The organism is Agrobacterium vitis, assembly GCF_014926405.1.
Classification (GTDB): Bacteria; Pseudomonadota; Alphaproteobacteria; order Rhizobiales; family Rhizobiaceae; genus Allorhizobium; species Allorhizobium vitis_H.
In genome coordinates this window covers 1151093-1167374 of record NZ_JACXXJ020000003.1, presented here as the reverse complement: position 1 = coordinate 1167374, position 16282 = coordinate 1151093, and the positions used below count along the sequence as shown (strand labels likewise).

General features: G+C 58.1%; 13 protein-coding genes and 1 pseudogene. 7 read left to right on the top strand and 7 right to left on the bottom strand.

From position 1 onward, the window contains the following. Positions 1-34: 34 nt before the first annotated feature. Complete coding sequence (locus tag IEI95_RS06515) at positions 35-643, top strand: J domain-containing protein (RefSeq protein WP_156531980.1); 609 nt, start codon at positions 35-37, stop codon at positions 641-643. 66 nt (positions 644-709) lie between these two features. Here the strand turns inward: IEI95_RS06515 and IEI95_RS06510 are convergent, their stop codons facing one another. The 7 genes and pseudogenes from IEI95_RS06510 to IEI95_RS06480 form a co-directional block, all read right to left on the bottom strand. Further along, positions 710-1723, bottom strand: coding sequence for a zinc-binding alcohol dehydrogenase family protein (locus tag IEI95_RS06510; protein WP_156531981.1), 1014 nt, complete (start codon positions 1721-1723; stop codon positions 710-712). Between the two features lie 53 nt (positions 1724-1776). Further along, positions 1777-3066 (bottom strand): L-fuconate dehydratase, encoded by a 1290-nt coding sequence (locus IEI95_RS06505; RefSeq protein ID WP_156531982.1) that lies wholly within the window; start codon positions 3064-3066, stop codon positions 1777-1779. A 116-nt stretch (positions 3067-3182) separates the two neighbouring features. Then, entirely contained in the window at positions 3183-3995 is an 813-nt protein-coding gene (locus IEI95_RS06500; RefSeq protein ID WP_156531983.1) for an amidohydrolase family protein, read from the bottom strand. A 2-nt stretch (positions 3996-3997) separates the two neighbouring features. Then, entirely contained in the window at positions 3998-5002 is a 1005-nt protein-coding gene (locus IEI95_RS06495; protein ID WP_156531984.1) for an aldo/keto reductase, read from the bottom strand. A gap of 69 nt (positions 5003-5071) precedes the next feature. Continuing rightward, on the bottom strand, positions 5072-6013 hold the full coding sequence (locus IEI95_RS06490) for an ABC transporter substrate-binding protein (protein ID WP_156531985.1): 942 nt from the start codon (positions 6011-6013) through the stop codon (positions 5072-5074). Positions 6014-6110: 97 nt separating this feature from the next. Then, positions 6111-7159 (bottom strand): annotated as a pseudogene (locus tag IEI95_RS06485) (ABC transporter permease). Beyond that, a complete protein-coding gene (locus IEI95_RS06480; protein ID WP_156531987.1) occupies positions 7152-8726 on the bottom strand; it encodes a sugar ABC transporter ATP-binding protein in 1575 nt (524 codons plus the stop codon). Before IEI95_RS06480 ends, IEI95_RS06485 begins: the two are co-directional and overlap by 8 nt. Before the next feature lie 166 nt (positions 8727-8892). Between IEI95_RS06480 and IEI95_RS06475 the strand changes: the two genes are divergently transcribed. The 6 genes from IEI95_RS06475 to IEI95_RS06450 all read left to right on the top strand — a co-directional run bounded on the left by IEI95_RS06475 (position 8893) and on the right by IEI95_RS06450 (position 16211). Continuing rightward, positions 8893-9564 carry a FadR/GntR family transcriptional regulator gene (locus IEI95_RS06475; RefSeq protein ID WP_156531988.1) on the top strand — a complete coding sequence of 224 codons (672 nt, stop codon included), beginning with the start codon at positions 8893-8895 and terminating at the stop codon, positions 9562-9564. Positions 9565-9758: 194 nt separating this feature from the next. Next, positions 9759-11060 (top strand): ABC transporter substrate-binding protein, encoded by a 1302-nt coding sequence (locus IEI95_RS06470; RefSeq protein ID WP_156531989.1) that lies wholly within the window; start codon positions 9759-9761, stop codon positions 11058-11060. Beyond that, a complete protein-coding gene (locus tag IEI95_RS06465; protein WP_234890930.1) occupies positions 11060-11983 on the top strand; it encodes a carbohydrate ABC transporter permease in 924 nt (307 codons plus the stop codon). The genes IEI95_RS06470 and IEI95_RS06465 overlap by 1 nt, the downstream gene beginning before the upstream one ends. Further along, complete coding sequence (locus tag IEI95_RS06460) at positions 11980-12804, top strand: carbohydrate ABC transporter permease (protein WP_156531990.1); 825 nt, start codon at positions 11980-11982, stop codon at positions 12802-12804. Before IEI95_RS06465 ends, IEI95_RS06460 begins: the two co-directional genes overlap by 4 nt. A gap of 60 nt (positions 12805-12864) precedes the next feature. Beyond that, complete coding sequence (locus IEI95_RS06455; RefSeq protein ID WP_194416167.1) at positions 12865-13947, top strand: sn-glycerol-3-phosphate ABC transporter ATP-binding protein UgpC; 1083 nt, start codon at positions 12865-12867, stop codon at positions 13945-13947. Positions 13948-13985: 38 nt separating this feature from the next. Then, the gene (locus tag IEI95_RS06450; protein WP_156531992.1) at positions 13986-16211 is read left to right on the top strand and encodes a glycoside hydrolase family 95 protein; all 2226 of its coding nucleotides are present in this window, start codon (positions 13986-13988) and stop codon (positions 16209-16211) included. Positions 16212-16282: the final 71 nt, after the last annotated feature.

Genomic DNA, 16282 nt, shown 5'->3' with positions numbered 1-16282 from the left:
TGCCGACCGCAGCCGTAAAGCCATATAAGGCACCATGACCTCTGATTCAAAGATTTTTGTTGGCCTCCGGTCGACACGTAAAAAGCCTGCTCCAGACCGTGGATCGACAGGTCCGAAATGCCAATGGGATGGCTGCGACAAGGGTGGAACGCATCGTGCTCCTGTCGGACGAAATGCCGAGGGTCTCTATCTGCTGTTCTGTGCCGATCATGTGAAAACCTACACCAAAGGTTACAATTTCGCACCCAATCTGTCCGACCCCGTAACGGCGCGCTATCAGAAGGATGCGGCGAGCGGCAAGCTGCAGACGTGGGGGACCAGCGTCAATAAGCCGTCGGAAATTCCGCTGCCTTCCACGGCCCGCTCCGGCTCTGCAAAGGCCACAAACGCACGTAAAAGCGCTGCACAGCGCCAAGCGGAAAAATTGGATACTCAGCGCCGTAAGCTCAAGGTGCTGGAAGCGAAGGCTTTCGAGACGCTTGGCCTTTCGCCGGATGCAACGCCGGAAGAGATCAGAAGCCGCTATAAGCAGAAGCTCAAAATGCATCATCCGGATGCAAATAACGGCGATCGAAACTCCGAGGATAAGCTTCAGGCTTCGATCGACGCCCATAAAATCCTTAAGCTCAACGGATTTTGTTGAGTGTAGGACACGAAAGAACAGGCAGGTTCAAGTGCGATCTATCTCCTGAATTGCCAACCTCTGAACCTACTCAACCTCCAGGATGGCCTTGATCACACCGGCTTGAGGCTGGGACCATTCATTAAAAAGCTTGACGCCATCATCAAGGTGGCCGGTATGGGTGTTCAAAGCCCGTGTCGGCACCTTGCCAGCCTCGATCTGGCGGACGACTTCGGCAAAATCGTCCGGTTGGGCATTGCGGCTGGCGATCAGCGTTGCCTCGCGCTTGTGGAATTCCGGATCAGAGAAGGTGATGTCCTGGCGAACGACGGAGAGCAGGACGTAGCGTGCGCCATGGGCGAGGAATTTGAAACCGCGCTGCATCGGAATGGCATTGCCGGTGGCATCGATCACCACGTCGAAACCATCGCCACCCGTCATCCTCTCAACTTCGGCCTCAGCCGACGCATCGGCAAACAGCGATTGATCGGCCATGAGGCGATCCACGGCGAAGGCCAGGCGATCCTCGCGGGTATCCATAACAGTCACATGCGCGCCTCTTGCCTTGGCAAAGATGATTGCCGACATGCCGATCGGCCCGGAGCCGGTGACGAGAACACGATCCTGCTGTTGGATGTTGCCGCGTTTCACGCCATGAGCGCCGATGGCCAGAAACTCGATCATCGCCGCGTCAGCGAGTGAAATGCCACCGGTCGGTACGACGTTTTCTTCCGGCACGCTCACATATTCGGCCATACCACCATCACAGTGAACGCCAAGAACCCGGATGTTCTGGCAGGCATTTGACAGCCCCTTGCGGCAGGCATGGCAGGCGCCGCAGGACAGGTATGGGACAATATAGACGGCATCGCCGGTCTTCAACCGGCTGCCTGCGGGCGCCTCCGCAACCGTTCCCGACAATTCATGTCCCATGACCCGAGGATATTCCAGGAAGGGATGCTTGCCCGCATAGATGTGAAAATCCGTGCCGCAGATACCGACATGGCGGATGCGCACGAGAACCTCATTTTCTGCACGCGGTGGCGGCGCGCGCTCGATAAGGGAGAGGCGGCCGGGTTCTTCGCAGATGAGCGCTTTCATCAGGATGTCCTTTATTCAGTGGATGACGGGTCGCGTGATTGGAAACTGACGCATCAGACCGTCTTTGACGTGGGAAACGTATAGGCGGCAATCGATTCCGGCTTCATCTCAATGGAGAAGCCAGGACGGGATGGCGGCATGTAAGCAGCATTTTGGATGACGCAGGGATCGATGAAGTGTTCGTGCAGATGGTCTACATATTCGATCACGCGGCCCTCTCTGGTGCCGGAGACCGCGATGTAATCGATCATCGAAAGATGCTGGACATATTCACAGAGCCCGACGCCGCCAGCATGTGGCCAGACCGGCTTTTCATATTTTGCCGCCAGCAGCAGCACGGCCAGAACTTCATTGAGCCCGCCCATCCGGCAGGAATCGATCTGGACGATGTCAATCGCCCCCTCGGTGATGAACTGCTTGAACATGATACGGTTCTGGCACATCTCGCCGGTCGCGACCTTGATCGGCGCAATAGCATCGCGGATCTTGCGGTGGCCTGCCACATCGTCCGGGCTGGTTGGCTCCTCGATGAAGAAGGGTTTGGCAAAGGCGAGCTTTTTCATCCAGTCGATCGCCTGGCCCACTTCCCAGACCTGATTGGCATCGACCATAAGGTAACGATCCGGCCCGATCACCTCGCGGGCAATCGTCAGGCGACGAATGTCATCCTCAAGATCACGTCCAACCTTCATCTTGATATGATCAAAGCCCTGGTCGATGGCGTCCTGCGCCAGACGACGCAGCTTGTCATCGTCATATCCCAGCCATCCGGCCGAGGTCGTGTAGCAGGGATAGCCTTCCCGTTCGAGAAGCGCGATCCTGTCGGCCTTGCCGTCTTCCGCCTTGCGCAGGATAGCAACAGCCTCTTCGCGGGTCAGCGCATCGGTGAGATAGCGATAATCGACGATGTCGGCGATCTCTTCCGGCGACATGGTCGATACGAACTGCCACACCGGCAGACCGGCCTGCTTTGCCATGGCATCCCAGAAGGCATTGACGACAGCGCCGGTGGCCAGATGCATGGCGCCCTTATCAGGTCCAATCCAGCGCAGCTGGCTATCGCCGGTCAGCTTTCGCCAGAACTGGCCAGGCGCAGCCCGCACCTCGTCCAGATCCACGCCCACCACCAGATGGCGCATGGCCTTGATTGCCATGCAGCAAATATCGTTGCCACGGCCAATGGTGAAGGTCAGGCCATGGCCTTCCAGGCCCGGGACATCCGTTTCGAGGACCACATAGGCTGCCGAATAATCCGGGTCCGGGTTCATGGCATCGGAGCCATCGAGGCTTGCGGATGTCGGAAAGCGCAGGTCGAAAACATTGAGATTGGTAATGCGGGTCATATCAGCCTCTCGGGCAGATCCGCAAAGCGGTGATGCGCATTTGCGTCGGATCTGCGAATTGAAACAAGCATGGGTGCCTTCTTCTGCTCACTTAAAAACGGGTCAATATTCGTCCCTCAAAGGCCATAAAAGCGGCGGGCGTTTTCACAAAACACCCGATCATGGGCGGCTTCCGGCACGATGGCCCGGGCCTGGGCAAACCAGCTTTGGTAATCGCTGGCGAGGGTCAGTACCGGCCAGTCGCTGCCCCACATTACCCGTTCCGGTCCTAAGAGTTCGAGGATCGTCTCGGCATAGGGACGAATGGCTTCGGGCTGTTGCGAACCGGCTTCGGTCAGCAGGCCTGATAGCTTGCAGGAGACGTTTTCAAGGTCGGCAAGTCGCGTCATCGCCTTGCGCCAGTCGCGATAGAGCCCTTGCGCGATAACGGGTTTTGCACCGTGATCGACGACGACAGGCAGAGCGGGATGACGGCGCGCAAACCTCTCCAATGGCGCGAGGTGGCGGGGCAGAACCAGCGCATCGAAGGTGAGACCCGACGCCAGCATCGCCCCGATGGCCGGGTCGAGTGTAGGGTCATCAATCCAGTCATCCTCGGCAATATCCTGCACCATCGGGCGCAGGCCCTTCAGCTTCGGATAGGTCGCCAGTTCCGTGATGACGGTAGCAGCATCCGCCGCCTTCAGGTCAACCCAGCCCACCACGCCGAGAATGAAATCATGGCGTTGCGCCAGATCCAGCAGGAAGCGCGTGTCATCGACGTTTGGCAGTGATTGAACCAGGACCGTCCCCCCAACGCCCGTCGCAGCGAGCTGCGGCTCTAAGTCTACGGTCCCGAAGTCCCGGTAGATGGCGGCAAGCTCCGGTGGGGGCCATTGGCCTTGCCGGTTTTTCATGAGCCAGAAATGCTGATGGGCATCGATGATCATGGTCACGCTCCGATCGGCACGCCATCGGCGATGATGCCCTTGTCCTTCAGGGATCGCCACACGGAGGAGGGGACGTCTTCCTGCATCCAGGCCACGTTGGCGCGGATCTGCTCGGCGTTGCGGACGCCGGATACCACGGAGACGACGGCGGGATGCAGCAGTGGAAAGTTCAAGGCCGCTGCCTGGAGCGATACGCCTTCAGCGGCACATGCCGCTTCGATTTCGGCGACGCGGGCAAGAATGTTGGCGGGTGCCTCGGCATAGTTGAACTTGCGGTTTCCCGCCAGCAGGCCCGAATTGAAGACCCCGGCCACTACGATCCCGACATTGGCTTTTTCGGCCCGGTCCAGCAATTTTAGGCTGTCCTGTTCCAGCAGCGTATAGCGCCCGGCCAGCATGGCGACATCGATATCGAACGCATCCATGGCATCCCAGACCGCCTGCCACTCATTGACGCCGAGGCCGATGGCCTTGACGAGGCCGGCCTTGCGCAATTGGCCGAGCGCCTTGAACCCGCCGCCTTTGGTCAACTGCTCCCAATAATGCCCGTGCTTTTCACCATGCGTCATCTGGCCGATGTCGTGGACATAGAGAATGTCAGGCTTCAGCACGCCCGTGCGCTGCTGGCTTGCCTCAAAGGATTTCAGAATGGCGTCATAGGTGTAGTCGTAGACCGGACGGAACGGCAGGGGCTGAATATAGGTGTCTTCCTCTGGTCCGACGGTCTCATCGGGAATCATCACACGGCCCACCTTGGTGGAGAACACGTAGTCTGCGCGCTCATGCTCGGTCAGCATCGTCCCGAGACGGCGTTCGGAGCGGGTGTAGCCATAGAAGGGAGCGGTATCGAAGTAACGAATGCCTGCATCCCAGGCGGCATCGAAGGCCCCGAGCGCTTCCTGGTAACTCGTCCAGCGATAGAGATTGCCCATCTGCGCACAGCCCAGACCCATCACCGTGAAGGAAACATCGCGATTGCGCAGCTTGCGCCTGTCGTTGACCTGCATTGTCCTGCCTATACACTGAAAAAATCCGGGGAAACGGCACGCGAGATGAACCCGCGTGCCGCAATTACATCAATAAAGAACGTTCTTGGCTTCCGGCTTGGCGATGTTTTGCTTGGTGACGACCACGACGCCGGTGTCGATGAATTTTTCGACCTTTTCTTTCGAGAGAAGCTTCAAAAGCGTATCCACGCCCTTTTCACCCATCTGATAGGAACCCTGGACGACGGTGGCTTCCAGCGTGCCGTCCTTGACGAATTCCTGAAGGTCCTGGTTGCCGTCAAAGCCGATGGCGACGAGCTTGCCAGCCTTGCCCGCCTGCTTGATCGCCCGGCCCATGCCGATGGCGGTCGGTTCATTGGCACCGAATATGCCCTTCAGATCGGCATTGGCAGCAAGAACGTCGGTCGTCTGGTTCAGCGCGGTCGCCATCTGCGACTGCGAATAGTAGGGGCCGACGATCTGGAGTTTCGAGTTTGCCTTGATATAGTCGGTAAAGCCGCCAACGCGGCCGATTTCGGAACCGGCACCCGCGACATAGGACATCACGGCGATCTTGCCTTCGGTTCCGACCTTCTGGATCATCGCCTTGGCCGCCAGTTCGCCGGCGGCCTTGTTGTCCGTCGCCAGGAAGGCCTGGTAATATTTCTCGGCATCCTTCGAGAGCATCGAGTCAATGATGACGACGGGAATGCGGGCTTCCCAGGCCTTCTTCATCGCCGGAACCAGTGCGTCCGGGTCGGATGGCGCAAGCAGTATGGCATCGACCTTCCGGTTCACGGCGTTTTCGACCATGTTGACCTGATCGGCAATGGCGGATTCCGCTGCCGGACCCTGGAAGGTTATTGTATGGGCCTTCTGCTTGCCAATCGCGGCATCCGCGCCCTTCTGGACGTTCTGCCAGAAGGTGGAATTGACGGTCTTGACGATCACGGCGATTTCGCCCGCCGAAGCAGTGAACGCGCCCGACAGTGTAAAGACTGACGCCGCAAGGGCCAGGGCTAGTTTACGCATAGTTTTCCTCCTCAGTGTGACGGGCCCTGCCGGGGACCGATGCGGGGGAAGGCTCCTCCCTTCCCATGTTCGTTCTGCCCCCGCCTGACGGCGGGTATTATTTTCGATTGCGGATCTGGTCGATCCAGACGGTGCCGAGAATGACCAGGCCTATAATGATCTGCTGGGTGAAGGCGGAGACGCCATTCATGTTCAGGCCATTGCGCAGGATGCCGATGACAAAGGCGCCGATGAATGTTCCGGAAATCGTACCGACACCGCCAATCAGCGAGGTTCCGCCAATCACCGCAGACGCGATTGCATCCAGCTCATAGGCCACGCCTTCATTCGGCTGGGCGGTGACGAGACGAGACATCAGCACGCAGCCGGTGAGACCGGCCAGCGTGCCGGAAACGATATAGGTGAAGGCGGTGACGCGGGCGACATTGACGCCTGAAAGCTGGGCGGCGTCCGCATTCGAGCCAGTGGCATAGATATGCCGACCAAGCACGGTTCGGTTCAGCACGAAGGCTGCGGCCACGGCAATGATGACCATCAGCACCACGGGATAGGGAATGCCCGGAAAGCTGACCACCGGAAATCCTTGATCGTCGATGCTTTCGAAGCGCAACAGCGAGCCATTGCCCAAAACCCCGAAGGATTCGCCAAGGCCCGAGACGGCGCGTGCGCCGGTGATTTGTAGTGCGACGCCACGCGCAATCAGCATCATGCCAAGGGTGGCAATGAACGGTGGCAGCTTCAGCTTGGTAATGACCAGGCCATTGATGACCCCGCAGGCCGTGCCCGTGAGAACGCCGAGTACCATGCCGATCCACACCGGCGCGCCGAGTTCCTTGACGGCAAGGGCGGCGACCACCCCGGCCAGAGCCAGCACCGAGCCGACCGAGAGATCAATTCCCCGGTGATGATGACATAGGTTGCCCCGATGCCGAGAAAGGCAATCGACGTCACCTGTAGCGCGATCGTCATGCCGTTATTGACGCTCAGGAAAGCATTGGAAGTGAGGGCAAAGACAGCGGCCAGAACGACCAGGCAGCCAAGCGCTGCAAATTTCTGGATGATATCCTTCTGCCGGTCGCTTAATCCCCTTTTGGATCCCTTTTCCTGGCCCGCCTGGGGTGGCTTGTCGGTGGTGATCTCAGCCATGGGTCATTCCTCGCGCGTTCTCCCGGACACGGCCGGAGGCATAAAGCATGATCTCTTCCTGCGACGTCTCGCGCGTCGTCAGTGTTGCGGTGATGCGGCCTTCGTGGAAAACCGCAACGCGGTCCGATAGTCCGAGGATTTCCGGAAGCTCGGAACTGATCAGAATGATGCCGATGCCCTTGGCAGCAAGCTCATCCATCAGCCGGTAGATGGCGAGCTTGGCACCCACGTCGATGCCTCGCGTCGGCTCGTCGAAGAACATGATCTTTGGCTGCCGGAACAGCCATTTTCCAATAATGATCTTTTGCTGGTTTCCGCCCGACAGAAGGCGGACGGGTTGGTTCAGGCTGGGCGTTTTGATATTGAGCAGATCGACATAGTGCTGGCTCGACTGGCGGTGCAGTTCCTTGTCGATCACGCCGAACGGATTGGAGACGGCCTCCATGTTGGCCATCATCAGATTGGCATCGACCGGCATCTTGACGGCCAGACCTCCCGCCTTGCGGTCCTCGGAAAGATAGGCAAGCCCTGCGTCAATGGCCGAACGTGGGTCGGAAATCGAAAGGGGCCGTCCTTCGAGCTGGATTGTTCCGCTGTCGAACGGATCGGCTCCGAAGATTGCCCGGGCCACTTCCGTCCGACCGGCGCCCATCAATCCCGCAAAACCCAGAATTTCGCCGCGGCGAAGTTCAAAGCCGATATCGGAGAAAGCGCCATGGCGGCTAAGACCCGAAACGGAAAAGATGGTGTCCTTGGTTGGTGAACGGGTCGGTGCCGGAAATTTCTCTTCAAGAGAGCGGCCCACCATGCGGGCGACGATATAGTCCACCGTAATCGCATGGAAATCATCGGTCGAGATATAGCGCCCATCGCGCAGCACCGTGACGCGATCGACGATCTCTGCCATCTCATCGAGCCGGTGCGATATGTAGATGATACCGGTTCCCTCGCGTTTCAGGTCGCGGATGACGCGAAACAGAAGCTGTGCTTCCTGTTGTGTTAGCGAGGAGGTCGGTTCATCCATGATGAGAACGGAGGCGTTGAGCGAAAGCGCCTTGGCAATCTCGACCATCTGCCGCTGCGCGACGGAGAGCGTGCGCACTTGCGCGTCGGGATTGATATCGACCCCCAGTCGGTCAAGGCATCGCTTGGCGTCCTGGCGCAGCTTGCGCCTGTTGACCATGAAGTCCCCACCGATAAAACTTAGCCGTGGTTCCCGCGCAAGATAGATGTTTTCGGCAACGGAGAGATGCGGAACAAGGTTGAGTTCCTGATGGATGATGGCAATTCCGGCTGCTTCCGACTGCAATGTGGAGGTGAAATGAACCGTCTCGCCCTTGTAGATCATGTTGCCAGCGTCTCTCTGGTAGACGCCGCTGATGATCTTCATCAGCGTGGATTTTCCGGCTCCATTCTCTCCGCAAACCGCATGGACTTCACCGGCCCTGACATCAAGGCTGACGTCCTGCAGGGCCTTCACACCAGGGAATTCCTTGGTGACGCCCTCCAGTTTTAAAAGCAGCGGCGCGGGTTTGCACTCGCCAGCGGCAAGCGACACTCCTCCCATCGCGGTGTCCTCCAATTCGTGAAAGCCTCCCAGACTTTCGATAGACAGACATAGGGCATGCCGCGATAATTGGTCAAGCCAATTATTCTTTCGCGCTTGCATGCACTGCAATATCTCGGATAAATATCGTGTTATTGATGAAATTCTTTAAATTGGACTGACCAAAATGACATTGCCCAAACGTCTTTACCAACAGATTGCCGACCAGGTTCGGCATCTGATCCAAAGTGGCCCTTATCCGGCAGGGTCGAGGCTGCCCCCGGAACGTGAGCTGGCGCAAACCCTCGGGGTCTCGCGTCCTTCCTTGCGCGAGGCGTTGATTGCGCTGGAAATTGACGGGACGATTGAGATTCGCATGGGATCGGGCATTTATGTCCTGTCCGCCAACAAGTCCGCCGCCTCTGGGCGATCACTGGGAGAGAGCCCGACGGAACTGATGCAGGCGCGTGCCGTCATTGAAAGTGCTGTTATCGTCAAGGCCGCTGCCGCAATGAGCGATGCGGTTTTTGCGGCGCTTGTCGGGATTGTCGAGTCAATGCGTCAGGAGATTGCCGAGGGGCGTAAGCCGATCGATCAGGATCGGCTGTTTCATCTGACCATCGCCGAACAATCGGGCAATTCGGTGCTGGCGGAGATCGTCGCCAATCTCTTTGACGAACGCCATAGTCCTATCTCGGACCATATACGGGGCCGCTTTGAGACGCCCGAAACCTGGTCACTGGCGCTGATCGAGCATGAGGCAATTCTGAATGCGCTGGAAGCGCGAGACCCGCTCGCAGCACAGGCTGCAATGTATGCCCATCTGACGGCATCGCGAAGGCGGTGGTTGGAGAATTGACAGGCCGTATGATCTCTCGGCCAGCATGTTCTGCTTCAAGATATTGAAAAATAAACAAATGACCATGAATCTGGACGATTTTGCTTTGCTCAAGCGTTGCCTGAGTTCACCAGTTGTCATCGATTGAGTCAATTTAGTTGACATCGTTTCATTTTAGATGACAGTATAACGTCATAACGGGAGGAGGAGCCCCTATGATGACTACCAGTTTCACGGCTGTTGCCGGGGAGGCGTCACGCTGTGCGCGTCTCACTTTGGCAGCATTTACTCTTGCATTGGCCTCAAGCGGTTCGGCGCTGGCCGCGCCCAAAGGTGATCTGGTCATCCTGCAATGGATGGCGGGGTCTGACCTTGAGGTGATCCAAAATCTGGAAAAAGCCTTCATGGCCAAATATCCGGATGTGAAAATCAAGGAAGTGCCGGTGACATGGTCCGGCGATCCGCGTGGTGGGCTTCGCACCTCGTTGATGGGCGGCGAAAAGGCCGACCTGATGATCAACACCTGGCCAGCGTTCCGCACAGAACTTGTCACCGCCGGTCTTTTGCGCCCGCTGGATGATGCCTATTCCGCCCTGAAATGGGGAGAGCGTCTCGACAACAGCTGGAAGGATCTTGGGTCCGTCTCCGGCCAACTCTACGGCGTTACCTTCACTTATGGCGACCGTAGCGGTCTTTGGTATGACACCGGAACCTTCAAAAAGGCAGGAATTGCCACGCCGCCCAAGGATTGGGCGCAGTTTCTCGACACTATCGCCAAGCTGAAAAGCGCCGGTGTGGTGCCAATGGCCGTCCCTGCCAAGACCTGGGCGCATGCCGAAGTGTTTGAAACGCTGATCTTGCGAGAAGGCGGTGCGGATCTTTCACGCAAACTCGTGGCCCATGAAATTCCGTGGACAGATGATCGCGTCAAGGCGGCCCTTCGCAAATGGCGCGAGCTGTTGAGCGCCGGTTGCTGCGGCGATGCCTCCACAATGCTTGGAACAGAGTGGGACAATGCCTCCGACCGGGTATTGAAAGAGCGCAAAGCAGGCTTTGTCCAGATGGGAATGTGGATCAACAACCGCGCCGAGACCGTCTACAAGCTTGCCCCGGATCAGTTCGGCCTGTTCCAGTTTCCAGCCACAGGGCAGGGGCATGACAATGCCGCCAGTGTCGATGCCAAGGAGTTTGTCGCATTGGCATCCGGCGGCAATAGCGAGGCTGCGGATGCCTTCATGGATTTCACCATAAGCCGTGAAGGTGCCAACATCATTGCCAAGGGCGGGCTAGCATCCTCCTCCAAAGCGGTTGATGTTGGGCTTTATAGCCCTGCCATTCAGGCGTCCAATACCTTTGTGACCGGGGCGGATACGGCCTTCGTGCTGGGTGATGGCCTGCCCGGCGATCTGGCCGATGAGTACCGCATCCAGCTCCAGAAATTCCTGGGCGATCCTAGCGATGCCAATATCGACAGGGTGACGGCAGCGATCGAGGCCAAGGCAAAAGGATCGTATTGATGCGGGCCATCACCGATCTGCCACGGACGGGAGGGAGCGCCAACCGGCGCTTCTTCCAGACGGACGGGGGAGCGGCTCTCGTCCTGCTGGCACCAATGGTGCTATTGTTTCTGTGCGCGGTCGTCTATCCGTTGATCGATACGATCCGTCTGTCGTTTTTCGATATTCGCGGTCTTGCACCGGCAAAATGGGTGGGGCTTTCCAACTACGCAAACCTGTTGGCGGATGCCAGTTTTCGTGTCGCCGTGATCACCACCATTGTCTGGACGGTCGGCACAACAGCCCTGTCTGTGGGCATCGGCTGGGGTCTGGCGGTGCTGTGTTCGCTGGCCCCGCGCACCACATTGCCGTTTCGCGTGATGATTTTCTGCGCCTATGGCATTGCTGAGGCCGTCAGCGGCTTCATCTGGCTCGGCATCTACCGGCCGGGAGACAGCGGCTTACTGAATGCCGTCTTGAATACGCTCGGTCTGGAAAACCTGACCCGCGCGTGGCTGGGCGATACGTCCACAGCCCTCGCATGTCTGGTGATTGCCTATGCCTGGACCCAAGTGGGTCTGCCGCTGATGACCTGCTTTGCCTCGATCCAGACCATCCCCAAAAGCATCAAGGAAGCGGCCTATATTGATGGGGCCAAGCCGCTTTCCATCATGCGCCATATCATTTTACCCTTGTCGCTGCCGGGGTTGAAAGTGGCGGTTTTCATCAATCTTCTTGGCAGCTTGCGCGCCTTTGACATGATCTTCGTCATGACGGGCGGTGGCCCGGTGCGCTCCACCGAGACGGTTGGCTATTTCATGTTTCGGGAATCGATGATGCAGTTCAAGCTTGGCTACGGCGCCGCGGCCACCGTCGTGTTGCTGGTTGTTGTGCTGTTCGTCTCGATTCCCTTGCTGCGCCAGCGCACCAAGGAGGCGACATGAACGCCCGTGCCCCTCTCTGGATTCCGATTCTTGTCGGCCTTCTGGCCATCCTCTGGATTGTGCCGGTTGTCGGTCTGGTTTTGACCTCCATCCGGCCCGCTGGCGATATTGCCGTTGGTGGCTGGTGGTCACTGCACACCCTGCGCTTCACGCTGGATGCCTGGCAGACGGTCTGGACAAAATATCCGCTGGCCCCCGCCTTTTTGTCATCCCTGAAACTGACCGGGCTTGCGACGCTGCTGACTGTTATTCTAGCACCGGCTGCGGCCTATGCCTTTCAGTTTCTCAAGTTTCCCGGACGGCGCATTCTGCTGCTCATCATCGTCAATTCGTTCGTGTTGCCGCAGCAGGTGGTGATCATTCCGCTGTTCACGCTCTGGCGTGATCTGCACATGATCGACAATGTCTGGGCCGTGCTTATTCCCTTTGTCGGGCTGTCTTTCGCCTGGTCGATCTTTCTGGTGCAGAGTTTCCTGGCGGAATTTCCACGTGAATTGATCGAGGCTTCGAAAATTGACGGCTGTACGCCGATCCGAACCTTTCTTCATGTCGTTCTGCCCAATTCCCTCACACCCATGGCAACCGTTGGCATCCTGCAATTCCTGTGGTGCTGGAATTCCATGCTGCTGCCCATGCTGTATCTGCGCTCCGATGTGCCGCTGACGGTGCTTCTGGCCCGCATTGCAGGCTCATTCGAGCCCAACCTTGACCAACAATCGGTGGCGGCCATCGTCACTATGGCGGTGCCTCTGGTGGTCTTCATCGTGTTTCAGCGCTTCTTTGCGGCAGACGCCCGCAATCGCTCGGGAGGCAAGGAATGATCGCGTCATCCACAGTGTTCATACCCCGACCAAAACCCGGCCATCGGGAGGAGAAATCATATGGCAACCGTTGAACTTAAAGGGGTCGGCAAGCGCTACGGTGCCTTGAAGGACATCGATGACATTGATCTTGACCTTGAAAATGGCTCCCTGACTGTCTTCGTGGGTCCATCCGGCTGTGGCAAGTCCACCTTGCTGCGGATGATTGCCGGGCTTGAGCCGATCACTAGCGGCGACATTCTCATCGATGGTCAACGCATCAACGATGCCACGCCCACCGAGCGCGGTGTGGCCATGGTGTTTCAGAATTACGCCCTCTATCCGCATATGACGGTGCGCAACAATATCGGTTTTCCACTGCGCATGGCGGGCATGAAAAGCGCCGACATCGGACGGCGGGTGGAACAGGCGGCAAACCGTTTGCACATTACGCCGCTGCTTGAGCGCAAGCCTGCCGCCTTGTCTGGTGGCCAGCGCCAGCGGGTGGCCATCGGGCGGGCCATCGTGCGCGATCCCAATGTGTTCCTGTTCGATGAACCGCTCTCCAATCTCGATGCCGAATTGCGGGTGAAGATGCGGCTTGAGATTGCCGAACTGCATCGGTCATTGGCGTCAACCATGATTTACGTCACTCACGATCAGGTGGAAGCCATGACCTTGGCTGATCGGATCGTGGTGTTGCGGGCGGGCAATGTCGAGCAGATTGGTACGCCGATCAGCCTTTATGACGACCCCGACAACATGTTTGTGGCCGGTTTCATCGGCTCACCGCGCATGAATTTTCTGGCCGGTCATGTGGTGGCGCGCAGCACAGCGGCAATCCGCGTCAAGCTCAGCGAGTTCAAGGGCGTGGAATTCGAGCTTGCGCTGGGTGCGGATCTTGCCCCCGGCGCAAAGGTTTCCATTGGCATGCGGCCAGAGAATTTTTCCTCTGACGGATCAGCCCAGTTCGACCTGCGGGTGGACATGGTGGAGAGCCTTGGCGGCGTTTCCTACGGCTACAGCAATATACGTGGCGAAGACGCTCTGACGGTTGATCTGAAGGGCGATCGGTCCGTGCGGGCAGGCGATACCATCCACACCGGCTTTCATCCGTCCAAAGCCCTGCTGTTTGATCCGGCCAGTGGTGCGCGCCTTCGGTGACACGTCATTCAGCTGATATTTCAAAAGGATTTTTATTCATGAGCGATAATGAACTCTGGTACGACCGTGCCGCATCTGTCTGGACCGAGGCCCTTCCCGTTGGCAATGGTCGGTTGGGGGCTATGGTGTTCGGAGATGCATGGAATGAACGCCTCCAGATCAATGAGAGCACATTCTGGAGCGGTGGCCCTTACCAGCCGATCAATCCCGATGCCCGCGCTGCCTTGCCTGAGGTGCGTAATCTGATCCTTGCCGGACGGTATCAGGAGGCAGACCGCAAGGCCTATGAAGGGGCCATGGCCAAGCCGGATCGGCAGACCTCCTATCAGCCGATTGGCGATGTCTGGCTTGATTTGCACCATGATATGACCGTCACCAACTATCGCCGTTCGCTGGATCTGGAAACGGCTGTTGCTGTCACGCAATATGATTGCAACGGCGTGCATTTTCGCCGCGATGTCTTTGCCAGCGCCATTCAGGATGTGATCGTTTGTCGGATTGCCGTGGATCAGCCGGGTGCCTTGTCGATGACGGTGATGCTGAGCAGCCCGCAAAACGGCGATCCCATTGATATCGCCGATGCCACCCTTGGCTATGACGGGCGTAATCGTCGGCAAAACGGCATTGATAGCGCGTTGCGCTTCGCTTTCCGGGTGCGGGTGCTTGTCGAGGGGGGCTTTGTCGATATTGGCGAGGAAACCATTCGGGTGCGTGAAGCGTCCAGCGTCATGTTGCTGATCGATGCAGGCACCAGCTTTCAAAACTACAAGACTATTGATGGTGATCCGCAGGCGCAGATCAAAGCACGTCTGGATGCGGCGGCTGTGCTGTCCTATGAGGCGCTGCTGGAAGCCCATGTCACAGAGCATCGCCGCCTGTTTGACCGGATGCAAATTGCCCTCGGTGACAAGCTCGTGCCAACGCTTCCGACCGACAAGCGCATTGCCGCCTATGCCGAAGGCAATGATCCCTCATTGGCAGCGCTCTACCTGCAATATGGCCGCTACCTTGCCATTTCCTGTTCCAGACCAGGCACGCAGGCGGCCAATCTCCAGGGCATTTGGAATGAAGATATCCTTCCTGCCTGGGGCAGCAAATACACCGTCAACATCAATCTGGAAATGAATTACTGGCTGGCCGATGTTGCCAATCTGTCGGAGACCTTCCTGCCGCTGGCGGAGCTGGTGGAAGATGTGGCCGAAACCGGCCGCGAGATGGCCAAGGCCCATTACGGCGCACGCGGCTGGGTTCTGCACCATAACACCGATATCTGGCGTGCCACAGGCCCGATTGACGGCCCTCATTGGGGGCTGTGGCCGATGGGCGGTGCCTGGCTCTGCGCCCAGCTTTATGATCACTATCGCTTCAATCCTGATCGTGCCGTGCTGGAGCGCATCTATCCTTTGATCAAGGGGGCGGTGGAATTTGCGCTGGATACGCTGGTTGCTTTGCCTGATAGCAATTACCTCGGCACTTGCCCATCACTGTCGCCGGAAAACTCCCATCCTTTTGGTTCTTCACTCTGCGCCGCACCGGCCATGGACAACCAGATTCTCCGCGATTTGTTTGAGGCCTTCGCGGATGCCAGCGCCACGCTTGGCCGGGACGGCGAGCTTCGCACAGAGGCCGCCGCCACCCGCGCTCGTTTGCCGGAAGACCGTATCGGCAAAGGCGGTCAATTACAGGAGTGGATGGACGACTGGGATCTGGACGCGCCAGAGCAGCAGCATCGCCATGTCTCTCATCTCTATGGGCTTTATCCGAGCTTGCAAATCGACCCATTGGAAACGCCTGAACTGGCCAAGGCCGCACAGATTGTTCTGGAGCGGCGCGGCGATGATGCAACGGGCTGGGGCATTGGCTGGCGGCTTAATCTTTGGGCCAGACTGGGTAATGGCCATCGGGCCGCAGAGGTTCTGGCCAAGCTTTTGACACCGGAGCGCACCTATCCAAACCTCATGGACGCCCATCCGCCTTTCCAGATCGACGGAAATTTTGGGGGAGCGGCTGGGATTGTCGAAATGCTGGTGCAATCGCGCCCCGGCGAGCTTCGCCTCCTGCCCGCCTTGCCGGAACAATGGTCAAGCGGCAGCCTGAAGGGGGTGCGCATCCGTGGCGGTCACACGGTTGATCTCAGCTGGCAAGCAGGAAAATTGTCTTCACTCCGCATCACGGCTGGTCATTCCGGGCCTTTGACCATCCGCCAACCTGCTGGTGTCCTTGAGGTTCAACTGAGGGAAGGCGAGGTTTGGGAAGGTCGATAGCCGATATTTCAACATGCATTTTCTGGTGTTCTAACAGGATTTTCGCGGCTTTCGTGCCGGAGAAAAGGAGC

Bases quoted from the DNA above. Each gene is read 5' to 3' on its own strand.
- IEI95_RS06470 (WP_156531989.1), top strand. From the start codon at position 9,759: ATGATGACTACCAGTTTCACGGCTGTTGCCGGGGAGGCGTCACGCTGT.
- IEI95_RS06495 (WP_156531984.1), bottom strand. From the start codon at position 5,002: ATGCAGGTCAACGACAGGCGCAAGCTGCGCAATCGCGATGTTTCCTTC.
- IEI95_RS06510 (WP_156531981.1), bottom strand. From the start codon at position 1,723: ATGAAAGCGCTCATCTGCGAAGAACCCGGCCGCCTCTCCCTTATCGAG.
- IEI95_RS06475 (WP_156531988.1), top strand. From the start codon at position 8,893: ATGACATTGCCCAAACGTCTTTACCAACAGATTGCCGACCAGGTTCGG.
- IEI95_RS06465 (WP_234890930.1), top strand. From the start codon at position 11,060: ATGCGGGCCATCACCGATCTGCCACGGACGGGAGGGAGCGCCAACCGG.
- IEI95_RS06480 (WP_156531987.1), bottom strand. From the start codon at position 8,726: ATGGGAGGAGTGTCGCTTGCCGCTGGCGAGTGCAAACCCGCGCCGCTG.
- IEI95_RS06455 (WP_194416167.1), top strand. From the start codon at position 12,865: ATGGCAACCGTTGAACTTAAAGGGGTCGGCAAGCGCTACGGTGCCTTG.
- IEI95_RS06515 (WP_156531980.1), top strand. From the start codon at position 35: ATGACCTCTGATTCAAAGATTTTTGTTGGCCTCCGGTCGACACGTAAA.
- IEI95_RS06450 (WP_156531992.1), top strand. From the start codon at position 13,986: ATGAGCGATAATGAACTCTGGTACGACCGTGCCGCATCTGTCTGGACC.
- IEI95_RS06500 (WP_156531983.1), bottom strand. From the start codon at position 3,995: ATGATCATCGATGCCCATCAGCATTTCTGGCTCATGAAAAACCGGCAA.
- IEI95_RS06490 (WP_156531985.1), bottom strand. From the start codon at position 6,013: ATGCGTAAACTAGCCCTGGCCCTTGCGGCGTCAGTCTTTACACTGTCG.
- IEI95_RS06460 (WP_156531990.1), top strand. From the start codon at position 11,980: ATGAACGCCCGTGCCCCTCTCTGGATTCCGATTCTTGTCGGCCTTCTG.
- IEI95_RS06505 (WP_156531982.1), bottom strand. From the start codon at position 3,066: ATGACCCGCATTACCAATCTCAATGTTTTCGACCTGCGCTTTCCGACA.